Origin of the sequence: Algoriphagus halophilus (genome assembly GCF_041729275.1) — a bacterium.
GTDB lineage: Bacteria > Bacteroidota > Bacteroidia > Cytophagales > Cyclobacteriaceae > Algoriphagus > Algoriphagus halophilus_A.
In genome coordinates this window covers 3,187,766-3,202,529 of record NZ_CP146486.1, presented here as the reverse complement: position 1 = coordinate 3,202,529, position 14,764 = coordinate 3,187,766, and the positions used below count along the sequence as shown (strand labels likewise).

14 protein-coding genes and 1 pseudogene are annotated in these 14,764 nt (G+C 40.2%); all 15 read left to right on the top strand.

Annotated elements, in window-relative coordinates; translation table 11 throughout:
* Positions 1-152 precede the first annotated feature (152 nt).
* The 15 genes and pseudogenes from V8V91_RS17120 (at position 153) to V8V91_RS17050 (ending at position 14,721) form a co-directional block, all read left to right on the top strand.
* Positions 153-968 carry a hypothetical protein gene (locus V8V91_RS17120; RefSeq protein WP_373396440.1) on the top strand — a complete coding sequence of 272 codons (816 nt, stop codon included), beginning with the start codon at positions 153-155 and terminating at the stop codon, positions 966-968.
* Between the two features lie 2 nt (positions 969-970).
* Positions 971-1,426 (top strand): hypothetical protein, encoded by a 456-nt coding sequence (locus V8V91_RS17115; RefSeq protein ID WP_373396438.1) that lies wholly within the window; start codon positions 971-973, stop codon positions 1,424-1,426.
* Between the two features lie 47 nt (positions 1,427-1,473).
* The gene (locus tag V8V91_RS17110) at positions 1,474-3,210 is read left to right on the top strand and encodes a hypothetical protein (protein ID WP_373396436.1); all 1,737 of its coding nucleotides are present in this window, start codon (positions 1,474-1,476) and stop codon (positions 3,208-3,210) included.
* Positions 3,135-5,663 (top strand): PKD domain-containing protein, encoded by a 2,529-nt coding sequence (locus V8V91_RS17105; RefSeq protein ID WP_373396434.1) that lies wholly within the window; start codon positions 3,135-3,137, stop codon positions 5,661-5,663. Before V8V91_RS17110 ends, V8V91_RS17105 begins: the two co-directional genes overlap by 76 nt.
* Positions 5,664-5,671: 8 nt before the next feature.
* Positions 5,672-6,100 (top strand): contractile injection system tape measure protein, encoded by a 429-nt coding sequence (locus tag V8V91_RS17100; protein WP_373396432.1) that lies wholly within the window; start codon positions 5,672-5,674, stop codon positions 6,098-6,100.
* A complete protein-coding gene (locus V8V91_RS17095; RefSeq protein ID WP_373396430.1) occupies positions 6,064-6,876 on the top strand; it encodes a contractile injection system tape measure protein in 813 nt (270 codons plus the stop codon). Before V8V91_RS17100 ends, V8V91_RS17095 begins: the two co-directional genes overlap by 37 nt.
* Before the next feature lie 118 nt (positions 6,877-6,994).
* Positions 6,995-7,189, top strand: a complete 195-nt coding sequence (locus V8V91_RS17090; protein ID WP_373396428.1) for a contractile injection system tape measure protein — start codon at positions 6,995-6,997, stop codon at positions 7,187-7,189.
* Positions 7,190-7,211: 22 nt separating this feature from the next.
* Positions 7,212-7,436, top strand: a complete 225-nt coding sequence (locus V8V91_RS17085) for a hypothetical protein (protein WP_373396427.1) — start codon at positions 7,212-7,214, stop codon at positions 7,434-7,436.
* Positions 7,433-8,485, top strand: a complete 1,053-nt coding sequence (locus tag V8V91_RS17080; protein WP_373396426.1) for a DUF4157 domain-containing protein — start codon at positions 7,433-7,435, stop codon at positions 8,483-8,485. The genes V8V91_RS17085 and V8V91_RS17080 overlap by 4 nt, the downstream gene beginning before the upstream one ends.
* A gap of 72 nt (positions 8,486-8,557) precedes the next feature.
* Positions 8,558-9,706, top strand: a complete 1,149-nt coding sequence (locus V8V91_RS17075; protein WP_373396425.1) for a DUF4157 domain-containing protein — start codon at positions 8,558-8,560, stop codon at positions 9,704-9,706.
* Between the two features lie 6 nt (positions 9,707-9,712).
* Positions 9,713-11,017 carry an ATP-binding protein gene (locus V8V91_RS17070; RefSeq protein ID WP_373396424.1) on the top strand — a complete coding sequence of 435 codons (1,305 nt, stop codon included), beginning with the start codon at positions 9,713-9,715 and terminating at the stop codon, positions 11,015-11,017.
* Between the two features lie 17 nt (positions 11,018-11,034).
* The gene (locus V8V91_RS17065) at positions 11,035-12,687 is read left to right on the top strand and encodes a DUF4157 domain-containing protein (RefSeq protein ID WP_373396423.1); all 1,653 of its coding nucleotides are present in this window, start codon (positions 11,035-11,037) and stop codon (positions 12,685-12,687) included.
* 10 nt (positions 12,688-12,697) lie between these two features.
* Positions 12,698-13,084, top strand: a complete 387-nt coding sequence (locus tag V8V91_RS17060; RefSeq protein ID WP_373396421.1) for a hypothetical protein — start codon at positions 12,698-12,700, stop codon at positions 13,082-13,084.
* A 404-nt stretch (positions 13,085-13,488) separates the two neighbouring features.
* Positions 13,489-13,835, top strand: a pseudogene (locus V8V91_RS17055) (DUF4157 domain-containing protein).
* Entirely contained in the window at positions 13,732-14,721 is a 990-nt protein-coding gene (locus V8V91_RS17050) for a hypothetical protein (protein WP_373400855.1), read from the top strand. The pseudogene V8V91_RS17055 and the gene V8V91_RS17050 overlap by 104 nt, the downstream one beginning before the upstream one ends.
* Positions 14,722-14,764 lie beyond the last annotated feature (43 nt).

Genomic DNA, 14,764 nt, shown 5'->3' with positions numbered 1-14,764 from the left:
ATCAGTTACGGAAGATCCTTGGCCTTCAATTATTTTCCTCAGGATGAAAATTTCGACTTGGATGAGACCAAGCTTTGGAATACGGAGAATGTATCCGGTCTTGAAAAAAGGTCAGTCAAATAACAGGAATAAAGGATTTTACCAGACGATTCTTGTATTGCATCAAAAATGTAGAGATACGCTGTGAGGAGACCGGAGTCGGAGAAGAAATCCATTGCATCCATACTTTTTCTCTCACATCCAGAAGCGGTGTCAAGATGATTTCTAAACCTTATGAAGATAAATCCGAGGCTGAATCGGTTTTGGAAGATGTGATGGCATTAGGGATCAGTCCGGAGAACTATCACTATACCACCAAAAAAGTCAAACTCAAAAAAGGTAATAGCATCATTTTGACCAGTGAGAACACGATTCCCAATGAAGAGGAGGCAAATCTGGTGATTGAAGAGTTGGTTGCTGAATTGGCTGGAGAATGTGAAGATCCCGAAGGATTTCACTTAATCGAACATATTCTTTTAAGACCTAAAAGCAAAAATTTTAAACTCATGGAGGTCTGCCTTCATGATTGTGACTGTCCATGCGAAGAGGATATCTATTCCTTCAGAGCTTCCATCATTCTTCCCCACTGGCCTAATCATTTCGACAACATGGCCTATCGAAGCTATTTCGAAAAGAAACTAGTAGAAGAAGCTCCGGCTCACCTTCAACTGAAAGTCTGCTGGGTGAGCAACGAAAAACTCCGGGAATTTGAAACTAGCTATAAGAGGTGGATCGAAGAACATGCACGATTCAAAAAGGATGGGCAAAACCCAACCACGTATCAGGAGGCCAATGACCGTTTGCTGGAAATATTGGCAAAACTCAACTCTGTGTATCCAAAGGCAACACTGCACGATTGTGAGGAAAGTGATGCCGACAAAAACCCCGTCATGCTGGGTAAAACAATTTTAGGAACTCAAAATCTTTAATCATGCAGCCTATACAATCATATCCCGTTTTTGAAGCTGATCAGGTTTTGTCCAATGGGCACTTGAACAACTTATTGAACTACCTTGAACAACAGGAAAGGCTGACCCGAATCAAGCTTTTGGGAAGAGGCATCGTCTGTGGTTTAGAGATTCAATCTTCTCCTTCAGAAATTTCTATTTCCAAAGGATGTGGATTAACCTCCCAAGGATACCTGATTCAACTTTGCGATACGAGTTATTCATCCTATACAAACTATACTCCTCCCACTCTTCCCAATGATCTCACTTTTTTGACTCAGTGCAGTATAGAAAACAGAAACAAAATTCCTTTTTATAATCAAAAAGACATTCTGGAACTGATCCCCTCAGATGACAAGGAGACTGAAGAGAAAAACCACTTAATACCCTCAATTTGCAGGATTATGCTGTTGTGCTTTTTTTGGAAGCGGAGCAAATAGACTTGAAAAACTGTGATACTCAAGATTGTAATGACAAAGGCAGCAAAATGGAATTCGTCCTGAGGGCATTGCTGATCCATAAAAAATTACTTGATCCTACTAAAAAAACCGGTTTCAACTCCATTCTTCTCAAACGATATAATGTACCTGTCAAAGACCTGAAAACTTCAGAAGATATCCTAAAAGGATTCTTGAATATCACCGATGATGTCACATTGACCCATATGTCAGAAAATCTGGTCAGATGCTGGGATAACTATGCGATAGGTCTAGGTCTTCCAGAGGAAAATCCATTAAAAGGCCTGAATCTTATATCTTTTAAAAAGAAATTTTCTACAAGTTCAAACCAGAGAATCTACCTTCAATATTTCTATGATTTCATCGATGATTTATTCAAAGCATATCTGGAATTTCGATCCAAAATAAGAGAAGCTTATGGGGAATGTTGCCCTGAAGAAATGGAATTCCCTCTTCATCTGACATTAGGAATGGCACATGAGGATACTCGATTAGGAAAGAACAATAGTTATAGAAATTATTTCGAACCATCACCAATTCTCAATGGCCAAACAAAATCAGTAGAAGAAGCAGCAATCCTTTTGGAAAGACTTGTAGCCATGGTGCAAGGGTTTATGGGTGAAAAACTTACTGCTACCGAATCCATCCAGATTACCCCTAATTATCTAGGTTCCGAACCAATCAGCTTGAGATCGATTCCCTATTACTACGATTGGAAAACCATCAATTCCAAATGGTATTTCAAACGAAGTTATAACGGAAATGAACGATATAATTTAGGCTATCGAGCAGCAAAACAAGTAGATGCTCCCGAACCTGTTAAAAACCCCTTGTTGTATGACATAGAGCGGTACAATGCATTCCGGATTGAGGGACATATTGGAAAAAACTATCGTACAGCGCTGACAGATATCATTCAGCAAAAGAACAAATTCAATTTACCTTTTGAGGTACTGGCATTGAATGCCATTGATCTCTCCGCTATTCTGAATGGCAAAGAAATCAAATGCCATATAGAAGATTTGAGCTCCGATTATCGGGTGATGATCACAGGAATAGTTTGCCAATTACAGCAAATTATGGCCTATGTTGGGAATTTAAGGCCCAAAAGAACCACCACACCAAATCTAAACTTGGCCGCAGTAAACTTTACCCGGGATTTTTATATTTCAAAGAATCTGGTGGATATGCAAAAGGCCATCAAGTCCGACCTTTTGAAAAACCAGCCACTCAGCATTTCTAACGAGGATATCATTAAGAATCTGGCCTTAAGAGATGTAGAAGAGGGAGAAAAATTGGCAGATTTTGTCGCTAAGGATGTAAGTAACTTTATTGTCAATGATAAAGCATTTTTTGATTACATCATCAAGCAACCCGATCTCCTACTGATCTTCCTCCAGCAATTGGCAGAGATTGTCAAATACCTCTTGGCTTATGATTTGGACAAGTTTGATGAGGAAGCTTACAATAAACTTTGGACTCCTTATTCCAAAACAGTAGCAAGTTTGATCAAAGAAGCCAGCAATTCAGAAAACGAGGAAATAAAAAGTTATTTCTCTGAAACCAATACGGGATTACTATTCAAATGTGCCAATGAGAAGTTATTTGCCCTAAAAGAAGAATACCTCAAAAGAATTGAGGAATACCATCTGCTACCGTTTTCAGTGAGTACTTCAAAAAACATCCTGGTTTGGAACATAAAGCGGGAGTTCCAAAAGGAGGAACTTTCATTTTGTTATATAACGGAGCTACTGATCTGGTGCTGACATTACCAGAAATTAATTTTAACGCCAATTTTTTTAACCCCAATTTTATTTCAGGGCTCTCATTTGCCGCTTCTGACCCTAAAGCAACACCTACTCCAACTCCAGGGATAAGAGAGGCATTTAATTTAACGGATACATCCAAAAAAGAGCGTGCAGTTGACCTCAAGAATGCAAGTAAAACAGAGTTTGAATTTGCTTCGGAGCTCATTAAAAAATTGAATCTTGGAGATGCCGCGAAAAATGTATTGGATGCTCTCAACCTCAAAGACCGAGAAATTAGAGACCAAGCAACTCCAATTGCGAAAGGAACTGTAATCGCAGATTTTTACCTCCCCTATTTATGCTGTAGCGAATGCCCTCCAATTGCTTACATCCTTCCTGATGAAGAACCCGAAAACATAGGACCAATAGCAGATGCGGGAGAAGACCAAACATTTACGTTAGGACCAAATCAACCGATCGCCTTCACATTAGATGGTACAGCTTCCAAAGATGAAGATGGAACTATTATATCTTTTGCTTGGTCACAAATCAGTGGCCCTCCAATTACTCTAAAAACTCCAAATCAACCTAAAGCTTCGGCTGAAATCAAAACTGCAGGAGAATATGTGTTTGAATTGACAGTGACGGACGATCAAGGAGCTTCCAATAAAGATTCGGTCAAAATAACGATTATTGAACCTGAAAATATTGGTCCTGTGGCAAATGCCGGAAGGGATCAAACCCTAACCATTGCTCCAAGTCAACCAGTGTCAGTCACCTTGGACGGTTCTGGTTCCAAGGATGAAGATGGTACCATCACGGCTTTTGCTTGGACTCAGATCAGTGGAAGTTCGGTTACTTTAAAAACGCCAAACAAACCAAAAACTGCGGTAGAATTTAGTGCTCCAGGTGAATATGAATTTGAGTTGAAGGTAACGGACAACAGAGGTGCCTCCAATAAAGATTCGGTTAAAATCAGCGTCGCAGCACCAGAGAACAGAGGGCCCCTAGCAAATGCTGGAAGGGATCAAAAATTGACGATTGCTCCAAACCAACCTATTTCAGTCACCTTGGATGGCTCTGGTTCCAAAGATGAAGATGGTACCATTACGGCTTTTGCCTGGGCTCAGATCAGTGGAAGTTCGGTTACTTTAAAAACTCCCAACAAACCAAAAACTACGGTAGAATTCAGTGCTCCAGGTGAATATGAATTTGAGTTGAAAGTGACGGATAATCAAGGTGCCTCCAATAAAGATTCGGTTAGAATCAGCGTTGGGGCTCCAGAGAACAGAGGGCCAATAGCAGAAGCAGGTAAAGATCAGTCGATTACATTGGTACCTGGTCAACCTGCAAATGTTACCTTAGATGGCTCAGCTTCCAAAGATGAAGATGGAACCATTGCATCATTTGCCTGGACAAAAGTAAGTGGCCCGCAGGTTTCCCTAAAAACTCCAAATAAACCAAAAACTGCGGCAGTCATTTCAACTGCTGGAGTCTATGTATTTGAGTTATTGGTGAAGGATGACAAAGGTGCAAGCAATAAGGATTCTGTGACCATTACTGCAAGGGCAGCTCAAAACAATCCGCCAGTTGCCAATGCAGGGTCAGACATTTCCATTACCATCGATAATCCAAACAGTCCTGGTACAGCAAATTTGGATGGAAGTAAATCTGCAGATCCTGAAAATGGACCTTTAACTTTCAATTGGAGATTTGCCAACGGGCCAGTAACTCCTACTATTTTAAAACCAAACCAAGCCAAAACCAGTGTAACCGGATTACTTGAAGGAAATTATACCTTCACTCTGATCGTCAAAGACAGTGCTGGAATTAGCGCAAGTGATTCCGTTCTTGTGAAAGTAGCTGCAGCTCCTACCGATACAGATACCAGGACGAAAACCTGTGGACCATTATCGAATGTGATGAATGCATTTATCAAGTTTGATAAGACAGAGCAAACCACCAGCTTTAAAAAATTCCTGGAAACATTTGGCTCCTACAGTGAGGTAAAAGAATTCTTTACCTCCATGAAGACCATCGCGAGCTCTAATCTCACCAAGCAAACAGATTTCTTTGCCAAAGCATTTGGTAATACAGGGCTGATTTCTAAACTGATGGACTGGTTGGAAAAACTCCACCAAATCATCCTGGAATTCAAGGACTTTAGAACATTTGCCTTCCAACTTTACCAAATCATAAGCCAATTGGTGACTTATATGGTCTGTATCCAAAAAGAAGATTATGATGCAGCAAAAATTCCGATGGAAAAAGTTTTTGATGTCATTGAAGCACATGCTAAAAGCTGGGCAGAGTTAAAGGCGAGTGGAGCCTTTGGTAGGGCGGATATTGCTGCCATTGCAAGAATAGAAGCAGGTTTTACAGCAGCCTCCACTCAGACCAGAGTGAATGGTGAAGCCACAGCCAAGCCTAAATATTTGAGGAAAATTAAAGTTTTAGAAGGGTTACTTTAATCTAAAAGATGAGCCTGATCCAGCAACATAAAATCCATACTGCTTCCCTTCAAGTTCAATTTGAAGGAATTGAAGAAGGATTGGGCCTGCAGGATCGACTTGCGTTGGTATTTCATGAAAAGGTAAAGCCTGCTTTGGAAAAAGAATTTGATCAGCTAATAGGTCCTGAGACTACTTTGGTAATAGATCAGTTGATTTTGGACTGTGGATTTATAACGGATGAAGATTGGGAGGAGAAGCTTCTCCAACAGGTGTTGGGTCAAGTAAGAAAGGAAATTGCCTCCAAACCATCCAGTCAAACCCAACTGATCACTAAGGAAAATAAAGCAAATGAGGTATCTTCTTTTTTATGGATAAAGGATATTTCCCCTGGAACAGTCCTTTTTCATCCACTTATGAGGTGGAAAAAGCTTTATCCATTGAAATCAAATTTATAGGTAAGTTAGCCCAAGTCATTCAGAAATCTTCCTTGGTTACAGAGCGACTGTTCCAATCATTTTCTTCCCAATTCATTTCAAAAATTTATGGGTACCTTGGAAAAACCCTAAACCCAAAAATTGCTTTTCTCTATTCCTTTTTTCAAAAGCAAGGCTGGGTAACTATCCAAAAAGTAATTCTTGAAAATTTCATCTCTGTAATTGGTAAAAAAAGAGTGATATCCGATCAGGAATTTATTAGCATCCTGATAAGCTGTACTCCTAAAAAGAACATTTCAACGCTAGCGAATTTTATAGCTTCCGATCTGATCAAAGACCAAACATTTCGAGAAGCATTTTCAAGGACTTTGTCAGAAATTAAAAACCCTGAATTTTCTGTGAAAATCGACCAGTTGATTCAGGTTTTGAAGAAGAAACATCCCTCTTCTTTAGCTAAAGTTTCGGTTCCAAAAAACATCAAAAAGTCAAATCTTAAAAGGGAGGAAACTACAATACCCAAAGGAAGCAGGAGAAGTAAATCCGACCAATCATTGGATATTTTACCTAAACCAAAGAGTAAAACCCCTTCTAATAAGGATCTTGATATAGCAGAGGAAATATTCATTGAAAATGCGGGACTGGTAATTTTACATCCCTTTTTATCGGGACTTTTCACTAATCTCCAATTGGTTGAAAAAGGAAAATTTGAATCGCCTTCCAAACAACACATGGCAGCAAAAGTCCTCCAATATTTGGTCTATGGTGAAAATGATCTGACAGAGAATTTTTTGTGCTGAACAAGATCCTCTCAGGCATGGATGTATTTGAGGTATTGGAATTAAATCAAGAATTGGATAAAGAATTCAAAAAGAATGTGAAGAGTTACTTCAAGTAGTTATCGGACATTGGTCAGTGTTGAAAAATACCAGTGTGGATGGATTGAGGGAGACTTTTTTACAGAGAGACGGTAAAATTAGCCGGGTAGAGAATGGTTGGAAGTTGAAAGTGGAAAGGAAAACCGTAGATATCCAAATGAACAAATTGCCTTGGGGTATCGGCATGATCAAACTTCCTTGGATGAATGAAATGATGTTTGTGGATTGGGATTAAATCTTATTTGGTTGTGAAAGGGTTGAATAGAAATATAGAACAGGAAAAAACATCGCGAAATCGTGGTACTTTTTTTCAGGCAAAACTGAAAGTCAATCAACCAGGTGATCAATTCGAGCAAGAGGCTGATGCCATGGCAGAAGAGGTGGTTAAAGACCTTAATACCTTGGGCCAAGTTCCCACTTCATCTGCTGCCAACATTCAAAAAAATGTGCTGAATGCGAAGAAGAGGAAAGTCTCCAAATGAAAGGTTATGCTTCCGGTGGAATAGCTGACCAAGAAACTGAGCAGAAGATTCAGACTGAAAAAGGGAATGGAAAACCATTGAACTCAGATACAAGAAACTGGATGGAATCCCGATTTAGAGCTGATTTTGGGAATGTAAAAATTCATGACGGAGACGGTTCCCAAAAATTAAACAAAAAGCTACATGCTCGGGCCTTTACCCATCAAGAACATATTTTCTTTAACTCTGGAGAATACAACCCTTCCAGCAAGCAAGGGAAAAAACTATTGGCTCATGAACTTACTCATGTGGTTCAGCAGTCTCAGGGAAATCCACAAGTGCAACGAACCGTGGAATTAAGACCGCCGGGAAGAGGGGAAGCAAGTGCATTTGATAGAAGGCAGGAAATGGTGGATCGGCTGAATGCACTTAGCAGTGCGGTGGTATATACCTTGAATGATAGAGTCTTGGAATATGAGTTGGTCGAAGGAGCTGAACAGTCCTTCTTTGACACAAGTATGATTGGCTTTATTGATAATGCGGCAGTCCTACCTCTCCGACTAATCACAGGAGCAGGGTTGGTAGGAAATAGTACGGCGGGTTTTTCCACCTTATTGATCGATTCATTCATGTCTGGGTACTTGGATTTGGAAGATTTATTGGCAAGTGACGATACCAGTTTCCAAATGAACTTGATGCATATTTTGACGGAACGATCCATGGCAAGAAATTATGCCAGAAGAATAGGTTCTCCAGGCTTAAGTCCTGTAGACGCATCTGGAAATTTGACTCGGGAATTCAGAAGAGCCCATCAGGCGGGAAATGATTCCGAAGCAGCGTTTTTACAGGACATTTTCAATGATCCTACCATCCGTTTTACCCGTGAAAGACAACGTGGACAAACGTTGACATTCACTTTCCGAAGTGATGAGGGTTATCGAGTCATCCATACTTTCACAAGACAAAATCGCAGCGTTAGCGGTGGTGAAGTGACAGTGATCAATGCGGCTGGGGATACAGTCAGTGTAGAAGATTTTATTCAGGAGCGTGAAGCCGCTGTAGCACCATAAATCACTGGAATATAAAGCTTTTGAAAAAGATCTAATAGTTGAATAGAGGAAGAGTAGAAGAAAGGAAAAGTCATGAGATCATTCGTAAATAGAAAAGATAAAAAACAGCTGAATCTAGGCAAACCAAGATTCTTCCAAACAAAATTGAAGGTCAATAATCCTGGAGACAAGTTTGAACAGGAAGCAGATTCCATTGCAAAAAAGGTGACTCAATCAGAACAATCCGATTTATTTTTTAAGCCTCAATTTTCTCAAATCTCTTCCAGTGGATCCTACCCCAGCAATATTCAGGTGCCAGATTCCCTGGAATCTCAATTAACTACAAATCAGCAATCCGGAAATACCTTGCCTAAAGAGGTCCAATCAAGTATGGAATCCAAACTTGGTTATGACTTTAGCAAGGTGAAAATCCATCAAGGTTCTGAAGCTGATGAGGCAAGCAAAAGCATCCACGCAAAGGCTTTTACTTATGGAACCGATATCTATTTTAATTCATCTAATTACAATCCGAATACCACGGAAGGAAAGGAATTAATCGCCCACGAATTGACTCACGTAGTTCAACAAAGTGCCTCCCCTATGGGTGAAATCCAGAGGGATGAGGAAGAAACTATTAGTCCCGATCCTGAGGAAGAAGAAGAAAGTGAATTTGAATTTGACTTTGATGTGTTGCCACCAGCTATTCAAATGTCCTTAGGTCAATGGATGCTGGAAGCCAATACAAGTAGGGTTGCCCTACAATTTACACAAGGACTGCTGAGAACAAGATTAGGATACGATTATGGAGGAAATATATCCTTAGGAACCAGAACTCCCTCTTGGAGTACACAATTGGGTTTCAATCCTCATTCCCCGGCATTATCATTCGGGTATTCGCGAGATCAATTCCGGTTTGGCGCCAACGCAGACCTGACCACAGGAGGCTTTGGATTGAATCTGGGATATGGAGCAAGGTTATTACCCATGCCATTTGATTTGGCCGGTCCCATAAATAGTGGCTGGGCAGGAGCTAGCGGAATATTGGGGGACTTAGGAAACATGGATGATCCTTTGAGTTTTTATCAAGCCCATGGAGACAATATTGACGACATCATGGCCGCCGTCAAGGCCCTTCAGCCTTTAGCTGACGAAGAAAACCAACGATTTGGAGCTGGAATACGCTTCAGGTACAATCCTCAATCAGGATTATTGATTCATGCAGGAGTACAATGGATGTTTTAAGAACTTATGAGCAAAGAAATTCAACAGATCATCTCTTTTCTACATTCCATTACCTCAAATAGGTTGGAAAGTTATTTTAATGGGAAATCATTTTCATTTCCTGATTTTAAACTGTCAGGCGATCTTCCCATATCCAACTTTTTAAAACATTATAAATTGAGTAAGGCTGAAGTGGTGCTTTTTGCTTCATCGATTGTGCCTCATATCCTTCCTGGTTTTTTCGACAAAATCATAGAAAAATACCTTCCCAATGGTGGGGAATTTCCTGAATTTGGAGGGGTAAAACTGGATCAACATCGAGGAATGATCCCAACAGGAGAAACCGTTTTATTTTTGCTGGCGGGAACTGATATCCAATTGCGGTTAAGCTTCATCGCGTTATTTGATTCAAGCAACCCACTTTTCAAACACAATATTCTTTTACTGACATCTGTCAAATCCGGAGAGCCGAAGTTATCGGGCAAACTGCAACTGGATCCTGAATATGTAGAAGTATTTACCACAGGTAAAATCAGTCTTCCTAGTCTCAGCATCAACTTCCCTGCAGAACATTTACAAACGGAAATGACTTGGGAGGATTTAGTTCTACCTGATCAAGTTTGGAACCAGATCAAGGATTTACAGATTTGGTTGAAACATAAAGAGACCCTATTGTCAGATTTTGATCTGGGAAGAAAAGTCAAACCTGGGTATAGAGCCTTATTTTATGGGCCTCCTGGAACAGGAAAAACCTTAACTGCGACACTACTTGGAAAATACACCAACAAAGAAGTATTCCGAATAGATCTCTCCATGATTGTCTCCAAGTACATTGGAGAAACGGAAAAAAACCTATCCACTTTATTCGATAAAGCCGAAAACAAGGACTGGATTCTGTTCTTTGATGAAGCGGATGCCATTTTTGGAAAACGAACGGGGGTCAGAGATGCCCATGACAAATATGCCAATCAGGAAGTCTCTTATCTCCTGCAACGAATCGAAAGTTACAATGGTCTGGTGATTTTAGCTTCCAACTTTAGAAACAACATTGATACGGCATTTATCCGACGGTTCAATTCCATTATATATTTCCCTCCACCAAAAGCAGAGGAAAGAAGATTGATTTGGGAGAAAACCTTGCCACAGCAATTCACTTTGGAAAATGAGCATTTGTTGAAAGAACTTGCTGAACGATATGAGTTGACAGGATCCCATATTCTCAATATCATTCAATATATCACCTTAGCTTCTTTAGAGAAGAATAGTATTATGCTTTCCAAAGAACTATTGCTCAAGAGCATTAAAAGAGAAATGGAGAAGGAAGGAAAATGAATTTAAATTTTTAGACGATGAGAGAGCCACATGCACCTAAAGTTTCCAATCTCTTGGAAAGAGGTAATAAGAAAGGATCATTTTTCAATCCCGCCTTTATTCAACCAAAACTTACGGTAAATCAGCCTGGGGACAAATATGAACAAGAGGCAGATGCCATGGCTGAAAAAGTTGTGAGTAACCTTTCATCTAAAACTGAAATTATAGGAAACAACAATAATCCAAATTCACCTTCCGTTCCTTCAAATAATTTTTTTGGGAGTTTTTTCTCATCAGGTAACCATTCAACAATTCAAACTAAATGCGCAGCATGTGAAGCTGAAGAACAAAACGAATTGGAAGAGAAAATTCAGAAAAAGCCCTTATCAGAATTTTTGCTTCAGGCCAAAGAAAACCCCAACACCCAACCAGAAGTATCAAATCATATTTCAACAGAATTAAAAAACTCATCCTCAAAGGGAAAGCCCATTCCAAAAAATACTAAAACTGAAATGGAACATGGGTTTGGGACAGATTTCAGTCAAGTCAGAATTCACACGGATACTGTAGCCCAAAGTATGAGCAAGAATTTGGGTGCACAGGCATTCACATATGGTTCTGATATTTACTTCAATACAGGAAGATTTGAAACCCAAAGTCAAAATGGGAAAAAGTTGTTAGCCCATGAGTTGACCCACGTAATTCAGCAAAAAGGAACCAGCAGTTCCCAGATTCAAAGAAGAATTGGAGACGGACATGACTTAAGTTCCCCAAGATTTGCCAGAGACCCTGAATTGGAAGAAGTATATGATGGAAATAAAGTATTGCAAAGAGGAGAAAGAGGAGGACACGTCAATAAAATCCAACATGCGCTTCAAGACAGAGGACATTTCCTTTTACATTTTGGGATAGATGGCTCATTTGAAGGAGAAACCGAAGGAGGAGTCATAGCTTATCAAAATGCAAAAAGCATCACTACCGATCCAAGAGGAAAAGTTGGGGCGAATACAATGGCCGCTTTAGACTCCGACTTCCCTACTGTAGTAGATAATTCTAGTACATTAAGTCAAAATCCTGCAGATGTTGCATGTATCCAGGAAATACTTTGCCCTTGGAATGAAGCAATTATCAATGATTTCAGAACAGGATTAAGAGTTGTGATTTTAGTAGATGATTTATTTTGGGCGGATGAAATTTTTCAGGGTGGAACTTGGCAACCACATCCTATGCAAGGCGCAGGTGAAACTTCAGGAAATACCATAAGATTGAATATTTCAGAAGATTGTGAAACGGTTGCCCAGACTCTCTATCATGAATATCAACATGCACGGTCCCCAAGAAGACTTCGCTCTGAAGCTTGGGCAGATGAAGAAGATTATGCATACTCCTTGGAAACAAACTGGAGTATATCGAGAGGTCTTACACCTGATCCGAGTTTAGTGACCACTGACCCTAATACCGGGGATACAGTTTTAGATCAAACCGGTGTAGATGCTCAAGTGGCAACTTATCCAGGAATGGCTGCCAATGAAGAAGTTATTGCAAAAGTCGGTTCTACAAGAGTCCGAGTGAGGAGAGATAATGGTACTGTTTACGTTCGAAATGCAGTAAATGGTGATACGGTCCCTGGTCTAAGACGAGTGGTAAATCCAAGAACTATCACACCTTTAAATTGGCCGGCATGCCCTTAATTGATAAGAAATGAAATTAACATTGAAAGGAATTCCGATAAACAAGGTGTTCTATTCTGGGCAAGAGCCTAAAATTACCAACGGTTGTTTTCAAATAACTAATAAGGAAGAGCAACCTATTCCACTTACTATTTTGGATGTCCACATTTCCGATGGAGAAAAAGATGTTCTAATAAATGAATTTCATCTTTATAAACTTCCAGACTACCTCGAAATAGATCAAAAGGACTTATTGGTGGAAAAAATGGATGAATTCGAATTCGACCTTAGTTTTCCCTTTGTTTCAGTAATCGGGTTTGATAGAGAAAAAGTAAAAGTATGGGTTACCATAGAAGCAGAAAATGAAATTCTTAAAGCTGACTCTAAAGTTTCTTTCGATCTAAGAGTTCCAAAATAGAAATATAGACTCCACAACCTCTTCATTCAGGCGGATTAAATCAAATTGAAAGAAGGAAAATGAACCTTAAATTTTTAGACAATGAGAGAGCCTCAAAAACAGAAGAATTCAAGCCCAATTTCCAAAGAGAGATTTAAAGTTTCATTTTTTCTCCTATCAGAGTTCAGCCCAAGCTATCAGTCAATAATCCAACTGACTCCTATGAAAAAGAGGCTGATGGGATTTCTGATCAAATAGCAAAGGGATCTAGCTTTAATCAGTCAATCTCAAAAAAGAGTAATCCATCCAGTATCCAGACCAAACAAAATGGGATTTCAAAAACCCCAACTCAGGGAATCCCCAATTCAGTATCTCATGCCCTAAGAAACAGCGGTAAGCCTTTGGAACCAGGGGTAAAGGAGTCCATGGAGTCTGCATTTGATCAGGATTTCAGTGATGTTCGAGTCCATAGTGATGATACTGCACATCGGAGTGCCGATGCTATCAATGCCCGAGCTTACACGCTTCAAAACGACATCGTTTTGGGGAAAATCAATACCAACCTGAATCTTTTGAAGGAAGAAAACTACTTGCCCATGAATTAGTCCATACCATTCAGCAAAGTCAGGGAAATGGGACAGATGAAATCCAACGGTCCATCAAAACATTTGTCGAAGGAGGAATCCGAGGCCATGCCAGTCCCAGATGGGAAAACCGGGAGAAGTACTTCAGAAGAATTAAACCTGACCCTTTCTCAAGATCGTGCGAATAATGTGGAATACTTATTTCAGGAAATGTTCCGAAGATATATGGCAGGAAATGGTGAGATCGAATTTGCCATTCAATCCTCTGTTTCTGGAGAAAGAGATGAAGAGGTAGTTTCCCTACCAGCGGAAGGAGTGGGTGATCGGGAGACCTTGGTAGAAGGTGGAGGAGATGTAGAAGCAAATGATCCAGCTATGAGGAGGGTGGATATTGATATTGTAGTAACCAGGCAGGAATCTGGGATGGCACCATCTATGGAATCCAGAGTCATCCCAGAAGAATGCGAACCACATGCTACCAACCAATGGGCAATTAAACTGACTCTTGCCGGAGGGGGTGGACATGCCGGATTAGGAGGAGCCTTTGCCATAGGACAATTAAAAAACAGAAGAACTGGTCAAATCGCAGAAGGATCCTTTGTGGGAGGTGGAATTGGGGTAGGACTACAAACTCCAGGAGCAGATCCAGGATGGGGAGATTGGACGGATTTTGTCACGGAAGACATCTGTACTTTTGATGATTTTGACAATACACTTTCTCGCTTGACCACCGCTGGAGCAGGTGCCTTTGTTGGCTATGGAATGGCTTGGATTTCCTTCCCTATGAGAGGAGCAAACTCCATCTATGTCGGCGGTTTCAACGTGGGTGCGGTAGGAATTGATGCAGGAAGCAATGTTGGAAATTGGAACATACATGGTACCCCTCCAGGGCCAAGATGCGTTCCAGAACATGAAGTGGAACGAGAAGTATTTACTCCCTTCCAATTTGACACCCAGGATGGACTTCGGCATACCGTTTATTTTGATACAGGAAGCTCAGAAATCAATGATGAACAATTTCGATTATTGGACGCTTTTGTTCAACACATTACCGACAGGTATTCGGATGAATAGAATTGAATAATATGTTAATCAATCATATATGATAAAACAAATC